General features: G+C 61.8%; 13 protein-coding genes and 6 tRNA genes. 17 read left to right on the forward strand and 2 right to left on the reverse strand.

Annotated elements, in window-relative coordinates; genetic code table 11:
• Window positions 1-46 precede the first annotated feature (46 nt).
• The 10 genes from VK98_RS02570 to VK98_RS02610 all read left to right on the forward strand — a co-directional run bounded on the left by VK98_RS02570 (window position 47) and on the right by VK98_RS02610 (window position 5,961).
• Window positions 47-481: a DUF4124 domain-containing protein gene (locus VK98_RS02570; protein WP_048412611.1), complete on the forward strand. Its 435-nt coding sequence runs from the start codon at window positions 47-49 to the stop codon at window positions 479-481.
• Window positions 482-2,287 (forward strand): excinuclease ABC subunit UvrC, encoded by a 1,806-nt coding sequence (gene uvrC, locus VK98_RS02575; RefSeq protein WP_048412534.1) that lies wholly within the window; start codon window positions 482-484, stop codon window positions 2,285-2,287.
• Window positions 2,288-2,399: 112 nt separating this feature from the next.
• On the forward strand, window positions 2,400-2,981 hold the full coding sequence (gene pgsA / locus VK98_RS02580) for a CDP-diacylglycerol--glycerol-3-phosphate 3-phosphatidyltransferase (protein ID WP_048412018.1): 582 nt from the start codon (window positions 2,400-2,402) through the stop codon (window positions 2,979-2,981).
• Window positions 2,982-3,079: 98 nt separating this feature from the next.
• Window positions 3,080-3,155 (forward strand) — tRNA-Gly (locus VK98_RS02585).
• Window positions 3,156-3,181: 26 nt separating this feature from the next.
• Window positions 3,182-3,257: transfer RNA gene (locus VK98_RS02590), tRNA-Gly, on the forward strand.
• Window positions 3,258-3,284: 27 nt separating this feature from the next.
• Window positions 3,285-3,360, forward strand: a tRNA-Gly gene (locus VK98_RS02595).
• A 30-nt stretch (window positions 3,361-3,390) separates the two neighbouring features.
• Window positions 3,391-3,466, forward strand: a tRNA-Gly gene (locus VK98_RS02600).
• Between the two features lie 40 nt (window positions 3,467-3,506).
• Window positions 3,507-3,580, forward strand: a tRNA-Cys gene (locus VK98_RS02605).
• Between the two features lie 797 nt (window positions 3,581-4,377).
• Window positions 4,378-5,205: a 2OG-Fe(II) oxygenase gene (locus VK98_RS23120; protein WP_082158726.1), complete on the forward strand. Its 828-nt coding sequence runs from the start codon at window positions 4,378-4,380 to the stop codon at window positions 5,203-5,205.
• Between the two features lie 671 nt (window positions 5,206-5,876).
• Window positions 5,877-5,961 (forward strand) — tRNA-Leu (locus VK98_RS02610).
• A gap of 80 nt (window positions 5,962-6,041) precedes the next feature.
• On the opposite strand, the gene VK98_RS02615 is transcribed toward VK98_RS02610, so the two are convergent.
• Complete coding sequence (locus tag VK98_RS02615) at window positions 6,042-6,776, reverse strand: GntR family transcriptional regulator (protein WP_048412535.1); 735 nt, start codon at window positions 6,774-6,776, stop codon at window positions 6,042-6,044.
• A 263-nt stretch (window positions 6,777-7,039) separates the two neighbouring features.
• On the opposite strand from VK98_RS02615, the gene VK98_RS02620 reads away from it, so the two are divergent.
• From VK98_RS02620 to VK98_RS02645, 7 genes are all read left to right on the forward strand, one after another.
• On the forward strand, window positions 7,040-8,050 hold the full coding sequence (locus VK98_RS02620; RefSeq protein WP_048412536.1) for an ADP-ribosylglycohydrolase family protein: 1,011 nt from the start codon (window positions 7,040-7,042) through the stop codon (window positions 8,048-8,050).
• Between the two features lie 4 nt (window positions 8,051-8,054).
• Window positions 8,055-9,446, forward strand: a complete 1,392-nt coding sequence (locus VK98_RS02625; protein ID WP_048412537.1) for a cytosine permease — start codon at window positions 8,055-8,057, stop codon at window positions 9,444-9,446.
• On the forward strand, window positions 9,443-10,393 hold the full coding sequence (locus tag VK98_RS02630) for a PfkB family carbohydrate kinase (protein WP_048412538.1): 951 nt from the start codon (window positions 9,443-9,445) through the stop codon (window positions 10,391-10,393). Before VK98_RS02625 ends, VK98_RS02630 begins: the two co-directional genes overlap by 4 nt.
• A gap of 445 nt (window positions 10,394-10,838) precedes the next feature.
• Window positions 10,839-11,003: a hypothetical protein gene (locus tag VK98_RS23575; RefSeq protein WP_156187738.1), complete on the forward strand. Its 165-nt coding sequence runs from the start codon at window positions 10,839-10,841 to the stop codon at window positions 11,001-11,003.
• A 10-nt stretch (window positions 11,004-11,013) separates the two neighbouring features.
• Window positions 11,014-11,418 carry a ProQ/FINO family protein gene (locus tag VK98_RS02635; protein ID WP_048412539.1) on the forward strand — a complete coding sequence of 135 codons (405 nt, stop codon included), beginning with the start codon at window positions 11,014-11,016 and terminating at the stop codon, window positions 11,416-11,418.
• 158 nt (window positions 11,419-11,576) lie between these two features.
• Complete coding sequence (locus VK98_RS02640; RefSeq protein WP_048412540.1) at window positions 11,577-12,050, forward strand: hypothetical protein; 474 nt, start codon at window positions 11,577-11,579, stop codon at window positions 12,048-12,050.
• Between the two features lie 2 nt (window positions 12,051-12,052).
• Window positions 12,053-12,466: a YchJ family protein gene (locus tag VK98_RS02645; protein WP_048412541.1), complete on the forward strand. Its 414-nt coding sequence runs from the start codon at window positions 12,053-12,055 to the stop codon at window positions 12,464-12,466.
• Between the two features lie 7 nt (window positions 12,467-12,473).
• Here the strand turns inward: VK98_RS02645 and VK98_RS02650 are convergent, their stop codons facing one another.
• The gene (locus VK98_RS02650) at window positions 12,474-12,968 is read right to left on the reverse strand and encodes a glutathione peroxidase (RefSeq protein ID WP_048412612.1); all 495 of its coding nucleotides are present in this window, start codon (window positions 12,966-12,968) and stop codon (window positions 12,474-12,476) included.
• Window positions 12,969-13,180: the final 212 nt, after the last annotated feature.

Raw genomic sequence — 13,180 nt, forward strand, 5'->3', positions numbered from 1 at the left:
CTTACAATTTGAGTATCTGCAGCGCATTCGGGTCAGGGAGTCGATGATGAAGTCAACCTTAGTATGGACCTTTTTGCTGGCTTTGCTGGCCTCCGCCGCCGCCAGCGCGGAAGTCTATGTATGGAAGGACGAAGCCGGCAAGACCGTGTATTCGGACCAGCCGCCGCCCAGCGTCAACGCCCGCCGCATGAGCACGCGCGCGCCGGCGCCGGCCTCGGCCCCGGCCAAGGACGTCAAGAAAGCCGCGGGCAAGGACGCGAGCGGAGAGAACGCCAAGATCGCGGCGGAAAACGCCAAGATCGTGGAAGCCAACGCCAAGATTCGCGAGCAGAACTGCCAGAACGCCCGCAATCAGCTGGCCTCGGTGCAGACCAATAGCCGCATCCGCATGCCGGGTTCCAATGCCTTGGCCACCGACGCGCAGCGCAATGAGCTGATCGCCCAGGCGCAGGCCAATGTGCAGACCTGGTGTGGAAAATAAGTGGCGAAACCGGTTTTTGACTACAAGGCGGTACTGGCCTCCCTGCCCAATCTGCCCGGCGTGTATCGAATGCTCGACGCGTCGGGCAGCGTGCTTTATGTCGGCAAGGCCATCGATCTGAAGCGGCGGGTCAGCTCCTACTTCCAGAAAAACGATCAGTCGCCGCGCATCCAGTTGATGGTGCGCCAGATCGCCAACATCGAAACCACGGTCACGCGCTCCGAGGCGGAGGCGTTGATCCTGGAAAACAATCTGATCAAGGCGCTGACGCCGCGCTACAACATCCTGTTCCGCGACGACAAGTCCTATCCCTATCTGATGCTGACCGGCCACGCGTTTCCGCAGATGGCCTATTACCGCGGCGACCCCAAGCGGCCGAACCAGTATTTCGGCCCGTATCCCAACGGCTACGCGGTGCGCGAAAGCATCCAGATCCTGCAAAAGGTGTTCCGCTTGCGCACTTGCGAGGACGCGGTGTTCTCCAACCGCTCCCGTCCCTGTTTGCTGTATCAGATCAAGCGTTGTTCCGGCCCCTGCGTCGACCATATCTCCACGGACGACTACGCGCGCGACGTGGCCAGCGCGGTGGCCTTCCTGCAAGGCCGTCAGAGCGAGCTGATCGACGGCCTGACCCAGCGCATGATGGCGGCGGCGGAGGCGATGGAGTTCGAGCAGGCGGCGGAGCTGCGCGACCAGATCCAGGCGCTGGCGCGAGTGCAGGAGAAGCAGTTCGTTTCCAGCAACTCCAGCCAGCAGGATTGCGATGTGGTGGCCTCGGTGCAGCAGGAAGGCATGCTCTGCGTCAATCTGGTGATGATTCGCGGCGGCCGGCATCTGGGCGACAAGAGCTTTTTCCCGGTCAGCGGCGAGGAGGGCGAACTGGCGGACAGCCTGGAAGCCTTCCTGGCCCAGCATTATCTGGGCGCGCCCTTGCCGCCGGCCATCATCATCAACGGCGAGATTTCCGACACCCTGCGCCAGCACCTGGAGCGGCAGGCCGAGCGCAAGCTGGCCATCGCCAGCAATCCCATAGGCGAGCGGCGGGTGTGGCTGGAAATGGCGGAGAAGAACGCCGCGCTGGCCATCATGCAGCGGGCCAACAGCAAAGCCACCCAGAATCAGCGGCTGGCCCAGCTCAACGAGGTGCTGGAGCTGGAGGGCGCCGGCCGCTTCGAATGCTTCGACATCAGCCACACCATGGGCGAGGCCACGGTGGCGTCCTGTGTGATCTACGACAAGGGCGCGATGCAGCCCGGCGAATACCGGCGCTACAATATCGAAACCGCCAAGCCCGGCGACGATTACGCCGCGATGCGCGAAGTTCTGTCACGTCGCTACGGCAAGCTGGCGGCGGGCGAGGGCAAGTTGCCGGACGCGGTGTTCATCGACGGCGGCAAGGGGCAGGTGGGCGTGGCCTTGGAGGTGTTCGCCGAAATCGGCCTGAACCTGCCCATCGTCGGCATCGCCAAGGGCGAGGAGCGCAAGCCGGGGCTGGAGACGCTGATCCTGCCGTATCTGGACAAGAGCCTGCAGCTGCGGCAGGACCATCCGGCGCTGCACTTGATCCAGACCGTGCGCGACGAGGCCCACCGTTTCGCCATCACCGGCCACCGCGCGCGGCGCGCCAAGGCGCGCACCGCGTCCACGCTGGAGGAGATTCCGGGCGTGGGCGCCAAGCGCCGGCAGCAGCTGTTGATGCGCTTCGGCGGCCTGCGCGGCGTGGCCGCCGCCAGCATGGACGACCTGGCCCAGGTGGACGGCATCAGCCGCACGCTGGCGGAGAAGATTTACAACGCGCTGCATTGATTGCCGGCGCGCCATCGTTTATACACTGTAACCATCGCTGTGCGTCCCGTTGTGGCTTGGGGCGGACGCGCAGTTTTTGACCGAGCCGCAAACAATAAGATTACTGATACCGATGCCCTTCAATTTGCCGATATTCCTGACCTGGCTCAGGGTTGCCCTGATCCCTATCTGCGTAGCGGTGTTCTTTTTGCCGGATTCCGTGCTGCTGCTGCAAAGCCGCAACCAGGTAGGTGCCGCCATCTTCGCCTTGGCGGCGATCACCGACTGGCTGGACGGCTATCTGGCGCGCAAGCTGGGCCAGACCTCGGCCTTCGGCGCCTTCCTGGACCCGGTGGCGGACAAGCTGATCGTCGCCGCCGCGCTGATCCTGCTGGTGCAGATGGGGAGAACGGAAGGCTGGATGGCGATGATCATCATCGGCCGCGAGATCGCCATTTCCGCGCTGCGCGAGTGGATGGCCGAGATGGGCACCCGCAAAAGCGTGGCGGTGGCCTATATCGGCAAGCTGAAAACCGCCGCGCAAATGGTGGCCATCCTGCTGCTGCTGTACGCCGGCCCGCTGCTGCCGGGGGTTTCGACATTAATTTTGGGCAACGCCTTCATGGTGGTGGCGGTGATTTTGACTTTGTGGTCAATGGTTTATTACCTGAGGATGGCCGCCAAGGAGTTCTCCGGGAAAAAAATTGATGTTTGAAGTGTTGACAGTGATCGATAAATCCTTATAATTCGCATCTCTCAGCGCTGCTCCAGCAGCAGCGAAGAGAAAGCAGAAGTATTGCAGCAGTTTTGAAAGCGGGAATAGCTCAGTTGGTAGAGCGCAACCTTGCCAAGGTTGAGGTCGCGAGTTCGAGCCTCGTTTCCCGCTCCAAATCCTCTGCAATAGCATTATGCGACGCGGGAATAGCTCAGTTGGTAGAGCGCAACCTTGCCAAGGTTGAGGTCGCGAGTTCGAGCCTCGTTTCCCGCTCCATTATCTTCTGCGATAGCATTGTGCGACGCGGGAATAGCTCAGTTGGTAGAGCGCAACCTTGCCAAGGTTGAGGTCGCGAGTTCGAGCCTCGTTTCCCGCTCCACCCCCCCAATGCTTGTCGTTGCAGTACACTGCGGGAATAGCTCAGTTGGTAGAGCGCAACCTTGCCAAGGTTGAGGTCGCGAGTTCGAGCCTCGTTTCCCGCTCCAAATTTAAGTCATCAGCCCAGGCTGGTGATTCGCCGGTAACGGCGGGGTAGCAAAGTGGTTATGCAGCGGATTGCAAATCCGTCTACGCCGGTTCGATTCCGACCCCCGCCTCCAGTCAAAGCCCCGTAAGTCAAAGACTTGCGGGGCTTTTGCTTTGTCCTGCTTCTGCTGTCACAACTACCGAATCCCTACTTTTTCCCGTCGATTTCAGCCCTCAACCACTCGCTCAGAGCGGCGAACCACGCGTAGGCTATAGTTTTTGCCGGCTACGCTAGTTTGTGTGGCCACAAAATGCCTGCGGCCCGGAGGCGTCTGCCGCAAAGGCTTGCGGCTGTGCTCAGTGCTCCTGATCCTTGAACAAGAGGGGGACGAGTAGCAGGTGATGGGGGCTCTCCTGTGTTGCCGGTTCCATCGTTTCTCGTGGGGGGTAAAAGGGTGCGCAGCCGAATGGCTGCATTCTCAAAGGTTTGGGGGGGGCTAATGCCGGGGAGGCGGATGGGAGTGCCCAAGGCCTCTGCTTGATTCCGCTTACTCAACCTGCGGCAACCTGACCAAATCAGTCGGGCTTGGACCTGTATCGGTTTGGCCGGGCTCGGCAAGTTGCGCATCCATGTCTGGATGTGCATTCCACTCTACTCAAGCTTGCTTGCTCATTGATTTTCCTGTGGTTATCAGAAAATTTTATTAGTGGCTCTTAGTGTGTAACTTGACGCTCTCCTCTGGATAGGGTGTACTCATGGGCATCCCTAGTGAATGGTGGTTGCTAGGATAAAAGATATCCAGAATTAACTGTGCCTACGTGCAAATGATTTACATCGCATAGCTCGAGTTAAAATAATAATAGATTTAAAAAGCACGAGCGTAACCCGCTCTAATGTCTGTCAACAAAATGCACAAAAGGATGATAAGTTGTGAATGCACAAGAGAAAATTACACTGGCTATTTTGAATAAAATTAAGGAGTCCGCAGAGTCGATTAAGCAGCAGTGGCATAATCCTGAAGGAACGGAAACAAGACACTTCGTTATTGATGGTCTTCTCGAGCCTGAATTGTGCGAGAAGATTTATAATGCCTTTCCCAGGGATGGGAATGGTTTTTTTGATCGAGAGTCCTTTCGTGAGAAAAAGAAAACATCTGCAGACCTAAGTAGCTACGATAAAGTGTTATCCGACATTACTTACGCTCTCCAAGACAAAAGAGTGGTTGATCTGTTGTCTGAGTTCGTTGGCTTTACCGGAATTGACCCAGACCCACACTTGTATGCCGGTGGGTTGTCCATGATGTTCCCTGGGGACTTCCTGAATCCTCACATAGATAATAGCCATGATGGAGATCGTCTTCGTTACAGAAGATTGAACTTGCTCTACTATGTGTCGCCAGAGTGGAAGATCGAGAACGGAGGTAACCTAGAACTATGGAACAAGGATAAAACACAGCCCAAAACCATTACAGCCCTGACAAATAGACTGGCCGTAATGGAAACCAATAAAACAAGCTGGCACTCTGTGAGTCCCGTTGTTGTGGATCGCCCACGTTGTTGTGTATCAAACTACTACTTCTCAAAAAATTCTCCTGACGATACTGAATACTTTCATGTCACTTCCTTCACTGGGAGACCTGATGAAAGTATCAAGCGTTTTGTAGGAACTGCCGACAATGCGCTGCGGAATTTCGTGTCTAAGGTATTAAAAACAGGGCGAGGAAAGTCGCTTATAAATAAGAAAATAAATAACGACTAAGAGCTGCCGACGGCATTGGTTGATAAGCCGTAAGGCTGTCAATGAGTAAGCATGGACGAAGTGAAATGCATATTTAGGCTCGGTGCGAGGTCTATCGAGCCAGGCCAACAGTCTCAATTGATTTGATGTATTGCTTAGATGGGTCAGCAAAAGTCAGGTGGAGACGATCCTAGAGTCTTGGCCTTGCCAATTGCATATTTCTCGCCAGCAACTCCTCTTAATCGACCAAAGCCGGGGTTCTTGGGTAAGCCTGTCCAAGCGGTGTCGGTGGGTAGGATAAATATGACGCCACTGAGGACTGTCTGTCTGATCATATCGCTGCAGACAAGCTTTGACACAGTGTTGAGGGGCTTGGGTAGCCATAGCTGTAACTCATTCCATGGCTGTTTAGGTAACAAGTTGGCGTCCCCTGACTATCCCAAGTCAGGTTGCCAACTTGTTCTGCTGATTTTTGTAGCTGTCCGTAAGCGTTTTCGGAGTGTTTTTGTCTGTAGTTTCTTGAGTTTTGCGAGTATGTGATGGGGTGGGGAGCCGTATATGTCCGTTCAGCTTTGACTTTAGCTTCCACTCCGAAGGTCAAAGACTGTGAGAGGCTTTTGCTTTGTCCTGCCCATCGCCGCCCCGGTTTGCCAGCGACGCGGCTCTGGGATAGAATCGCCGTCTCTTTGCCCGCCCCGGTGGTGAAATTGGTAGACACAAGGGACTTAAAATCCCTCGACTTCGGTCGTGCCGGTTCGATTCCGGCCCGGGGCACCATTACGGCGAAGCCGTCCTAGGGACGACGATGACCCGCACAGCGTAGCGCTGGGCGGGTTTTTGTTTAGGGCTCCTCCTCCTCACAGCTGCACCTCGAACTCATAGAGATCGCTGCGGCACAAGACCTCGCTGAATTCCAGTACTTGCTCCGCCGCGTTCAAGCTGGTTTGCAGGATGCGCAGCAGCGGCGTGCCGGCCTGGACATGCAATAAGGCGGCGCTGTCCTGGTCCGCCGCGCAGGACGCCAGGCGGAAATGCTTGCGGCCGATCTCCACGCCATGTCGTTCCCACCACTGATATAACGAGTGTTCCAGCCGCTCAGGCTCGGGCAGGTAGGCCAGCGGGATATAGGTGGTTTCCAGCGCGGCCGGCGTGCCGTCCATCAGGCGCAGGCGACGCAGCTTGGCGATGTCCGCGCCGGCGGGCAGCCGCAGCAGGCCGGCGATGGCGGCCGGCGCGCGTTCCCGCCGTCGCAACAGCCATTGATTGGCCACGCTGCCGCCGCTGCGCAGCACTTGTTCGGTGAAGCCCCCGCTGTCGTTGAGCGAGTAGCGGAAAGCCTGGGCGACGCGCGTGCCCCGGCCTTGCTGGCGGGTGATCAGCCGCTTGCGCTCCAGCTCCGCCATCGCCTTGCTGATGGTGACGCGCGACAGCCCCAGTTTCTCCGCCATCAGCCGCTCGGTGGGCAGGAAAGCCCCTTCGGCCAACTGATGCCGCCGGATGGCTTGCTCCAGCGCGCCGGCGATCAGCAGGTAGCGCGGCGTCGCGTCGGACCGCTGCAGGCTGGCGGACAGGCATTCCAGAATATCGCTCATATCGTGTGAAAACTCCTGTGCGTGCGCGTTCCAGTCTAAATCAATGCCGGCGGGAATGGGGCGGGCGGGGCCAAGCCTTGTGGCATGCTTTCCTGATCAATAGTATGGTTATGTACTATTGGATTTGCATTGGACTTATCATACGATGCCAATCGGATTCCTTGGGGGCCTGTTCACCGTATCGCGCGACGCGCGGCGGAATTTGAACAGGTCCCTGGACGGGCTCCGGCGTTGGCATCCTGGCGGAGAGACGCGGTTTGACGATGATTAGCAAGGGCTACCAGTCCATTCTCGGGGCTCTTTACGGGCAGGCGGCGGGGGATGCGATGGGCATGCCCTCCGAGTTGTGGCCGCAGGGGCAGGTGCGGGCCTTCTTTGGCTGGATCGATGATTTCCTGCCCGGCCCCGCGGAGAATTTCGCCGCTTCCGAGTTCGTCGCCGGCGAGTTCACCGACGACACCCAGCAGGCCATCGCCTTGATGGACGCGCTGATCGCCGCGGACGGCGCGGTGGAGCCGGAGCGCATCGCCGCCAACATCATCGCCTGGGCTGAAGGCATAGACGCCTTCAACAAGAACATTCTGGGACCCAGTTCCAAGGCCGCGCTGAGGGCTATTTTGTCCGGGCAGTCCATAGACTCGCTGGGCGCCAACGGCGTGACCAACGGCGCGGCGATGCGGGTGGCCCCCTTGGGCTGCGTATTGCCCAGCGGGGACCGGCAGGCCTTCGTCCAGGCGGTACGGCTGAGTTGCAGTCCCACCCACCAGTCCGATATCGCGGTGGCCGGCGCCGCGGCCGTCGCCTGGGCGGTGTCGCGGGCGGTGGAGGGCGCGGATTGGCCGAGCATCAAGGCCGAGCTGCCCGAAATCGCCGATCTGGCGCAGCTGGAGCGGGTGACGACGTTCAGCCCCTTGCTGAGCCGGCGCCTGGCCTGGGGCTTCGAGCTGGCGGAAGGTTTGCGCGGCCGGGACGATGCGGCCGTGGTCGCCGAGCTGTACCACACGCTGGGCGCCGGCATGGACACCATAGAGTCGGTGCCGACCGCCCTGGCCCTGGTGGACTGCGCGCAGGGCGATCCGCGCCGCTGCGCGGTGCTGGCGGCCAATCTGGGCGGCGACACCGACACCATAGGCGCGATGGCGACCGCGGTGTGCGGGGCGCTGCGCGGCGCGGACGCGTTGCCGGCCGCATGGCGGGAACGCATCCGGACAGTGAACGGCGTCGATTTTGAATCTTACGCGCGGGCTTTGAGCGCATTGCGGTTTAGGGGGTGAGTGGATGAGCGATGTACAAGCGGCAGAGAGCTGGCGGCTGGAGAGCGCGGGCATAGACGTGGTGCCGGAGCATGAGTGCCGGGGCCGGCCCGTCGAGTTGTTCTGGGTGTGGCTGGCGGCCAATATCGGCATCCTGGGCGTGGTGTACGGCGGCATCGTCACCAGCTTCGGGCTGTCCTTCTTTCAATCTTTGCTGGCCGCGGCGCTGGGGGTGGCCAGTTTCGCGCTGGTGGGGGTGACCAGCATCGCCGGCCGGCGCGGCCGCACCTCCACGCTGACTTTGTCGCGCGCTATTTTCGGCCTGCGCGGCAACGCCGCGCCCACCGCCTTCAGCTGGTTCAATCTGATGGGCTGGGAGGCGGTCAACGTGGTGACCGGCGCCTTGACGCTGGCGGCCTTGTGCCAGGCGCTGGGCATGGCGGAGGGCCGCTTGCTGACCGCGGTCTGCCTGTTCCTGTTCATTGGCTTGACCATCGTGGTCAGCTTGCTGGGTCAGGCGACCGTGGTGTGGATGCAAAGCTGGTTGAGCCGGATTTTCGGCAGCATGACCCTGGTGGTGATCGCGTACGTGGCGTCGACCGCGAACTGGGGCGCCATCATGGCGCGGCCGCAGGGCGACTGGCTGACCGGCTTCTGGCCGGCGGTGTCGGTGATCGCCGCGGGCACCGGCATCAGTTGGGCGATCGCCGGCGCCGACTACAGCCGTTACCAGCGGACGGGGTCGAGCAACGGCGGCATTTTCGGCGCGGTGATGGTGGGGGCCTCGCTGCCCTTGATGCTGCTGATCTTCACCGGCGTGCTGCTGTCGGCGCAGATACCGGACCTGGCCAGCGCGGCCAATCCCATCGCCAAGATAGGCGCGGTGCTGCCGGCCTGGATGGCGGTGCCCTATCTGCTGACCGCGACCGCGGGCATCGTCACCATGGCCGTGCTCAGCCTGTATTCGGCCAGCCTCAATCTGCTGACCATAGGCGTCAAGGTCAGGCAGGCGCAGGCGGTTGCCATCAATGCGCTGATCGTGTTGGCGATCGCCGCCTACGTCTTGTTCGTCTCCAGCGATTTCCTGGGCCCCTTCATCGCCTTCCTGCTGTTCTGCGGCGTGTTCCTCGCCGCATGGGAGGCGGTGTTCGTGCTGGATTACCTGGTGCTGCGCCACCGCCAAGGCTATGAGGAAGCGGCTTTGTCCGGCAATGGGCGGCAGGCCTTCCGCGGCGGGCCGCTGTTGTGCTGGCTGCTGGGCGCGGCCTGCGGCCTGCTGGTGAGCAAGACCGGCTTCATCGACGGCCCGCTGGCGGTGGGCGTTTTCGCAGATTCCAGCCTGGGGCTGTTTGTATCCTTTGGGACCAGCTTGCTGGCTTATGGCTTGTATTTGTTGCTGAAGGAGCGACGCGCATGAGCATTCCGTGTCCAAGTTATCATCCGGCCAGGGCGATCCTGGCTTTGGGCGGCGCCGTGGGAGACGTGGTATTGACTCTCCCGGAACTGCCGCGCAGCGGCGCCGATGTGGAGGCGCTGCAGCAGGAGCGCCAGATCGGCGGCTGCGCCTTCAATGTGGCGCGGGCGCTGTGCCAGTTGCACGCCCCCGTGATCAACGGCATGCCGGTGGGTAACGGGCCCTGGGGCGCGGCGATAGACGCGGCCATGCGGGAGCTGGGGTTGCCGGTGCTGCTGCGCAACGGGCATCGCGACAACGGCTGGTGCGTGGCCATGGTGGAGCCCAGCGGCGAACGCAGCTTCATCTCCATCACCGGCTGCGAGGGAGAGTGGAGCCGCGAGCAACTGGACGCGCTGCCGCTGCCCGCCGACGCGCTGGTGTACGCCAACGGCTATGAGCTGGCCGGAGAGGGCGGGCGGGCGCTGCGCGCCTGGCTGCTGGCCCTGCCGGCGCAGCAGCTGCGGGTGATAGACCCCGGTCCGCGCGTCGCCTTGCTGGAGCCGGCGTTTCTGTCCGGGCTGAGCGGCACGGAAACCCTGCTGACGCTGAACCGGGACGAGATCGCCATGCTGTGCGGCGACGGCGACCCGGTGGCGGCGGCGCAGCGCTTCGCCAAGGATTACAGGCTGACGCTGATCTGCCGGCTGGGCCAGGACGGCGCCTGGGTCTGCCCCGGCACCGACGCGCCCTGGCATCTGCCCGGTTATCAGGTTTCGGTGGTGGACACCATAGGCGCCGGCGACGCGCATTGCGCCGGCTTGTTGGCGGGCTTGTCCAGCGGCTGGCCCTTGCATTACGCGGTGGACCTGGGCAACCGGCTGGCGGCCTGCGTGGTGGCCAGCGCCGGCCCGGACGCGGCGACGGACTGGGACAGCTTGAACCGCCGCTTTCCCGCCGCCTGCCTGTGAGCCGCCGCGCCGGGCGCGTGTCACGAAGGGAGGCGGGCTCGGCTTGAGAAGCGGTCCAATGTCTGTCGCGCGTCGGCAGGATGGATGTGAGAAGGACGTTGAAACCGGCTGCGAAATGCTCATGTCTCGCGAGTAGATTCCGCTTGCTCGGCGGCTTTCGCCTTGTCTCGATACTTTGAACAAGCTCGAAGAAAGTGGCAAAAGAAAGACGGATAGGGGTGGAAAGAGCGCAATCGGCGTCAAGTGCTGGACATAAAGGGGCATTACTTAGTACTCTCCCACCCTCGTAAGCGCCTGCCCGGCCATGGAGCGCCTGGAGCGCTCCGTGCGGCGCTTTCGTCCATGGCCTCAAGTCGGCTCTCCGCCGACAAGCAGGACCGGCGATGGGGCGAGCGCCTCGGCCCCGGTGGGCCGCGACGTTTGGGCTCGGTCCCGGGCGTCCGCCATGATCGCGATTTTTCACGGCGCGCCGGCGTTTCGCCAGCGCGCGTTGGTCAAGCCCGATTACGATGTCGTCATTTTTTGGCCGGCTGTCAAGCTGGCCGGGCGGCGGGTTGCGGCGCTTCACTTGATTGGGCAGCATGCGCTGCTTTTGCATCAATGGATCTAGATAGAAGTTCATGAAGCCAAATACTGAAACGGCACTCGGTGCTGCACTTAAGTCCGCTGTACAAAGTCTGTCCAAGAAAAAGCAGACCGAGATGATCGCGGATCATGTCTACAGCAAGTTCGACGTTTTCCGCCAGTTTCGTCCGCTGGCCTTGGGCATCCATGAGAGCCTGATCGCGGCCCTGCCGCAGTTCGACTCGACGCTGATCTCCCGCGTGGTGGCCAACCACTGTCGCAAGCCGCGCTACGTGAAGTCTCTGGCGCGCGGCGGCAAGCGTTTCGATCTGGCCAACAAGCCGGTGGGCGAAGTCAGCGCCGAAGAGAAGAAGGCGGCGGAACAGATGTCCGCGCCCAAACCGGCCCCGGCTCCGGCAGACGCGGCTCCGGCCGAACCCGCTGGCGACGCCGCGGAATAAGCGTGCCGCGGCCGCGTGGCAAGAACGTAAACAGCCTGACAGATCCGTTTGTCAGGCTGTTTTGCATTGGCGAGACGGAACGTCGGCGCAGGCCGGGCGGTCGCAGCAGAACGCGCCGCGCGGCGGCGCCGCATCAGGACAGGAGTAGAATACCCGGCATGAAACGTCTTTTCTTGTGGGCCGCCATGGCCCTGAGCTTGTCCGCCTGCAGCGCGCTGCAACAGTTGGGCGCGCCCATCAGCTCGCATCCTTCCTCGCCGGCCAAGACCCGGCCGCAAACGGCTCCGGCGTCCAGCGCCAAAGCGGATGCCTTGCTGCGCGAGGCCAACCGTCTGGCCGACAAGGTCAAGAGCGGCGAGTTGACCCGCCTGGCCGCCGCCGACCAACTGGGCGCGTTCCGGCTCAAGGCGGTGGGCTCCAACCCCGTCGACGACAACACCTTCGCCATGTACCGCTATCTGACGGTGGAGCGCGAGGCGGGCCGCATCGATCAGGACGCCTTCCGCGCCAAGATGGACGAACGTCTGCGCGAATGGATGCGCCGCTGGCCCAAGATGAACCCCAAGCCGGCGGACCCGGCGTTCACCAACTTCCTGCTCAAGCTGTACGGCTTGCCGGCCCTGGGGACCTGAGCATGGGCAAGAAAGCCAAGCCGGACGCCGCCGGCTGTCCTTGCGGGCTGGGCGGCGCTTACGCGGCCTGCTGCGGCCGTTATCTGAGCGCGGACGGGGCGCCGGCGCCCACGGCGGAGGCCTTGATGCGTTCGCGCTATACCGCTTACGCGCGCGGCGACGAGACGTATCTGCTGGCGAGTTGGCATCCAAGCACCCGACCGCAGGCGCTGGATCTGGCCGCGGACGCGGGCGTGGTCAAATGGCTGGGCCTGGAGGTGCTGGCGACCGAGGCCGGCGGCGCGGCCGATGTCGAGGGCTGGGTGGAGTTCGCCGCGCGCTACAAGGTGAGCGGCAAGGCCGAACGCCTGCGCGAGCGCAGCCGCTTCCTGCGCGAGGACGGCCGCTGGTTCTACGTGTCCGGCGAGCTGAGCTGAGTCCGGCTCAGGCGGCGGGCGCCTGCAGCGCGTTCTCGATCGCGCGTTCCAGCGCCGCCGGTTTGACGTAGGGAGCGAAACGCTTGAGGACGCGCCCTTCGCCGTCGATCAGAAACTTGGTGAAATTCCATTTGACCCGCCGGCTGCCCAGCAGGCCGGGTTTGGCGGCGACGAGATGACGCCATAGCGGATGGGCGTCCGCGCCGTTGACATCGATCTTGGCGGACAGCGCGAAGCTGACGCCGAAGTTCTTTTGACAGAACTGGCCGATGGCGGCGGCGTCGCCCGGTTCCTGGCCGCCGAACTGGTTGCAGGGAAAGCCGATGATTTCCAGCCCTTGCCCGCGGTAGCGCTGGTACAGCTGTTCCAGGCCGCCCAATTGCGCGGTGAAGCCGCACTCGCTGGCGGTGTTGACCAGCAGCAGCACTTTGCCGCGATAGTTCGCCAGCGGCAGCGGCTGTCCGTTTAAAGTCTCAATGGAAAAATCATATATGTCCGGCATATTTTCGCCCTTCGCCAAAGCGAAGATCATGGCAAGAAACCGGGGGAAGGGCAATGCGGGAAGGGAATAAAAAAAGGGGCGCAACGGCAAGGGGGAACCGCTACGCCCCAAGAAGAAATCAATTGCTGTACAAGGGCCGACCAACCGGGAAAGTCAGCTAACCCTCTGTTTATCCTAGAACATTAAGGTGAAATTGCGAGGACGGATTTGGC

Origin of the sequence: Chromobacterium sp. LK11 (assembly GCF_001043705.1) — a bacterium.
GTDB lineage: Bacteria > Pseudomonadota > Gammaproteobacteria > Burkholderiales > Chromobacteriaceae > Chromobacterium > Chromobacterium alkanivorans.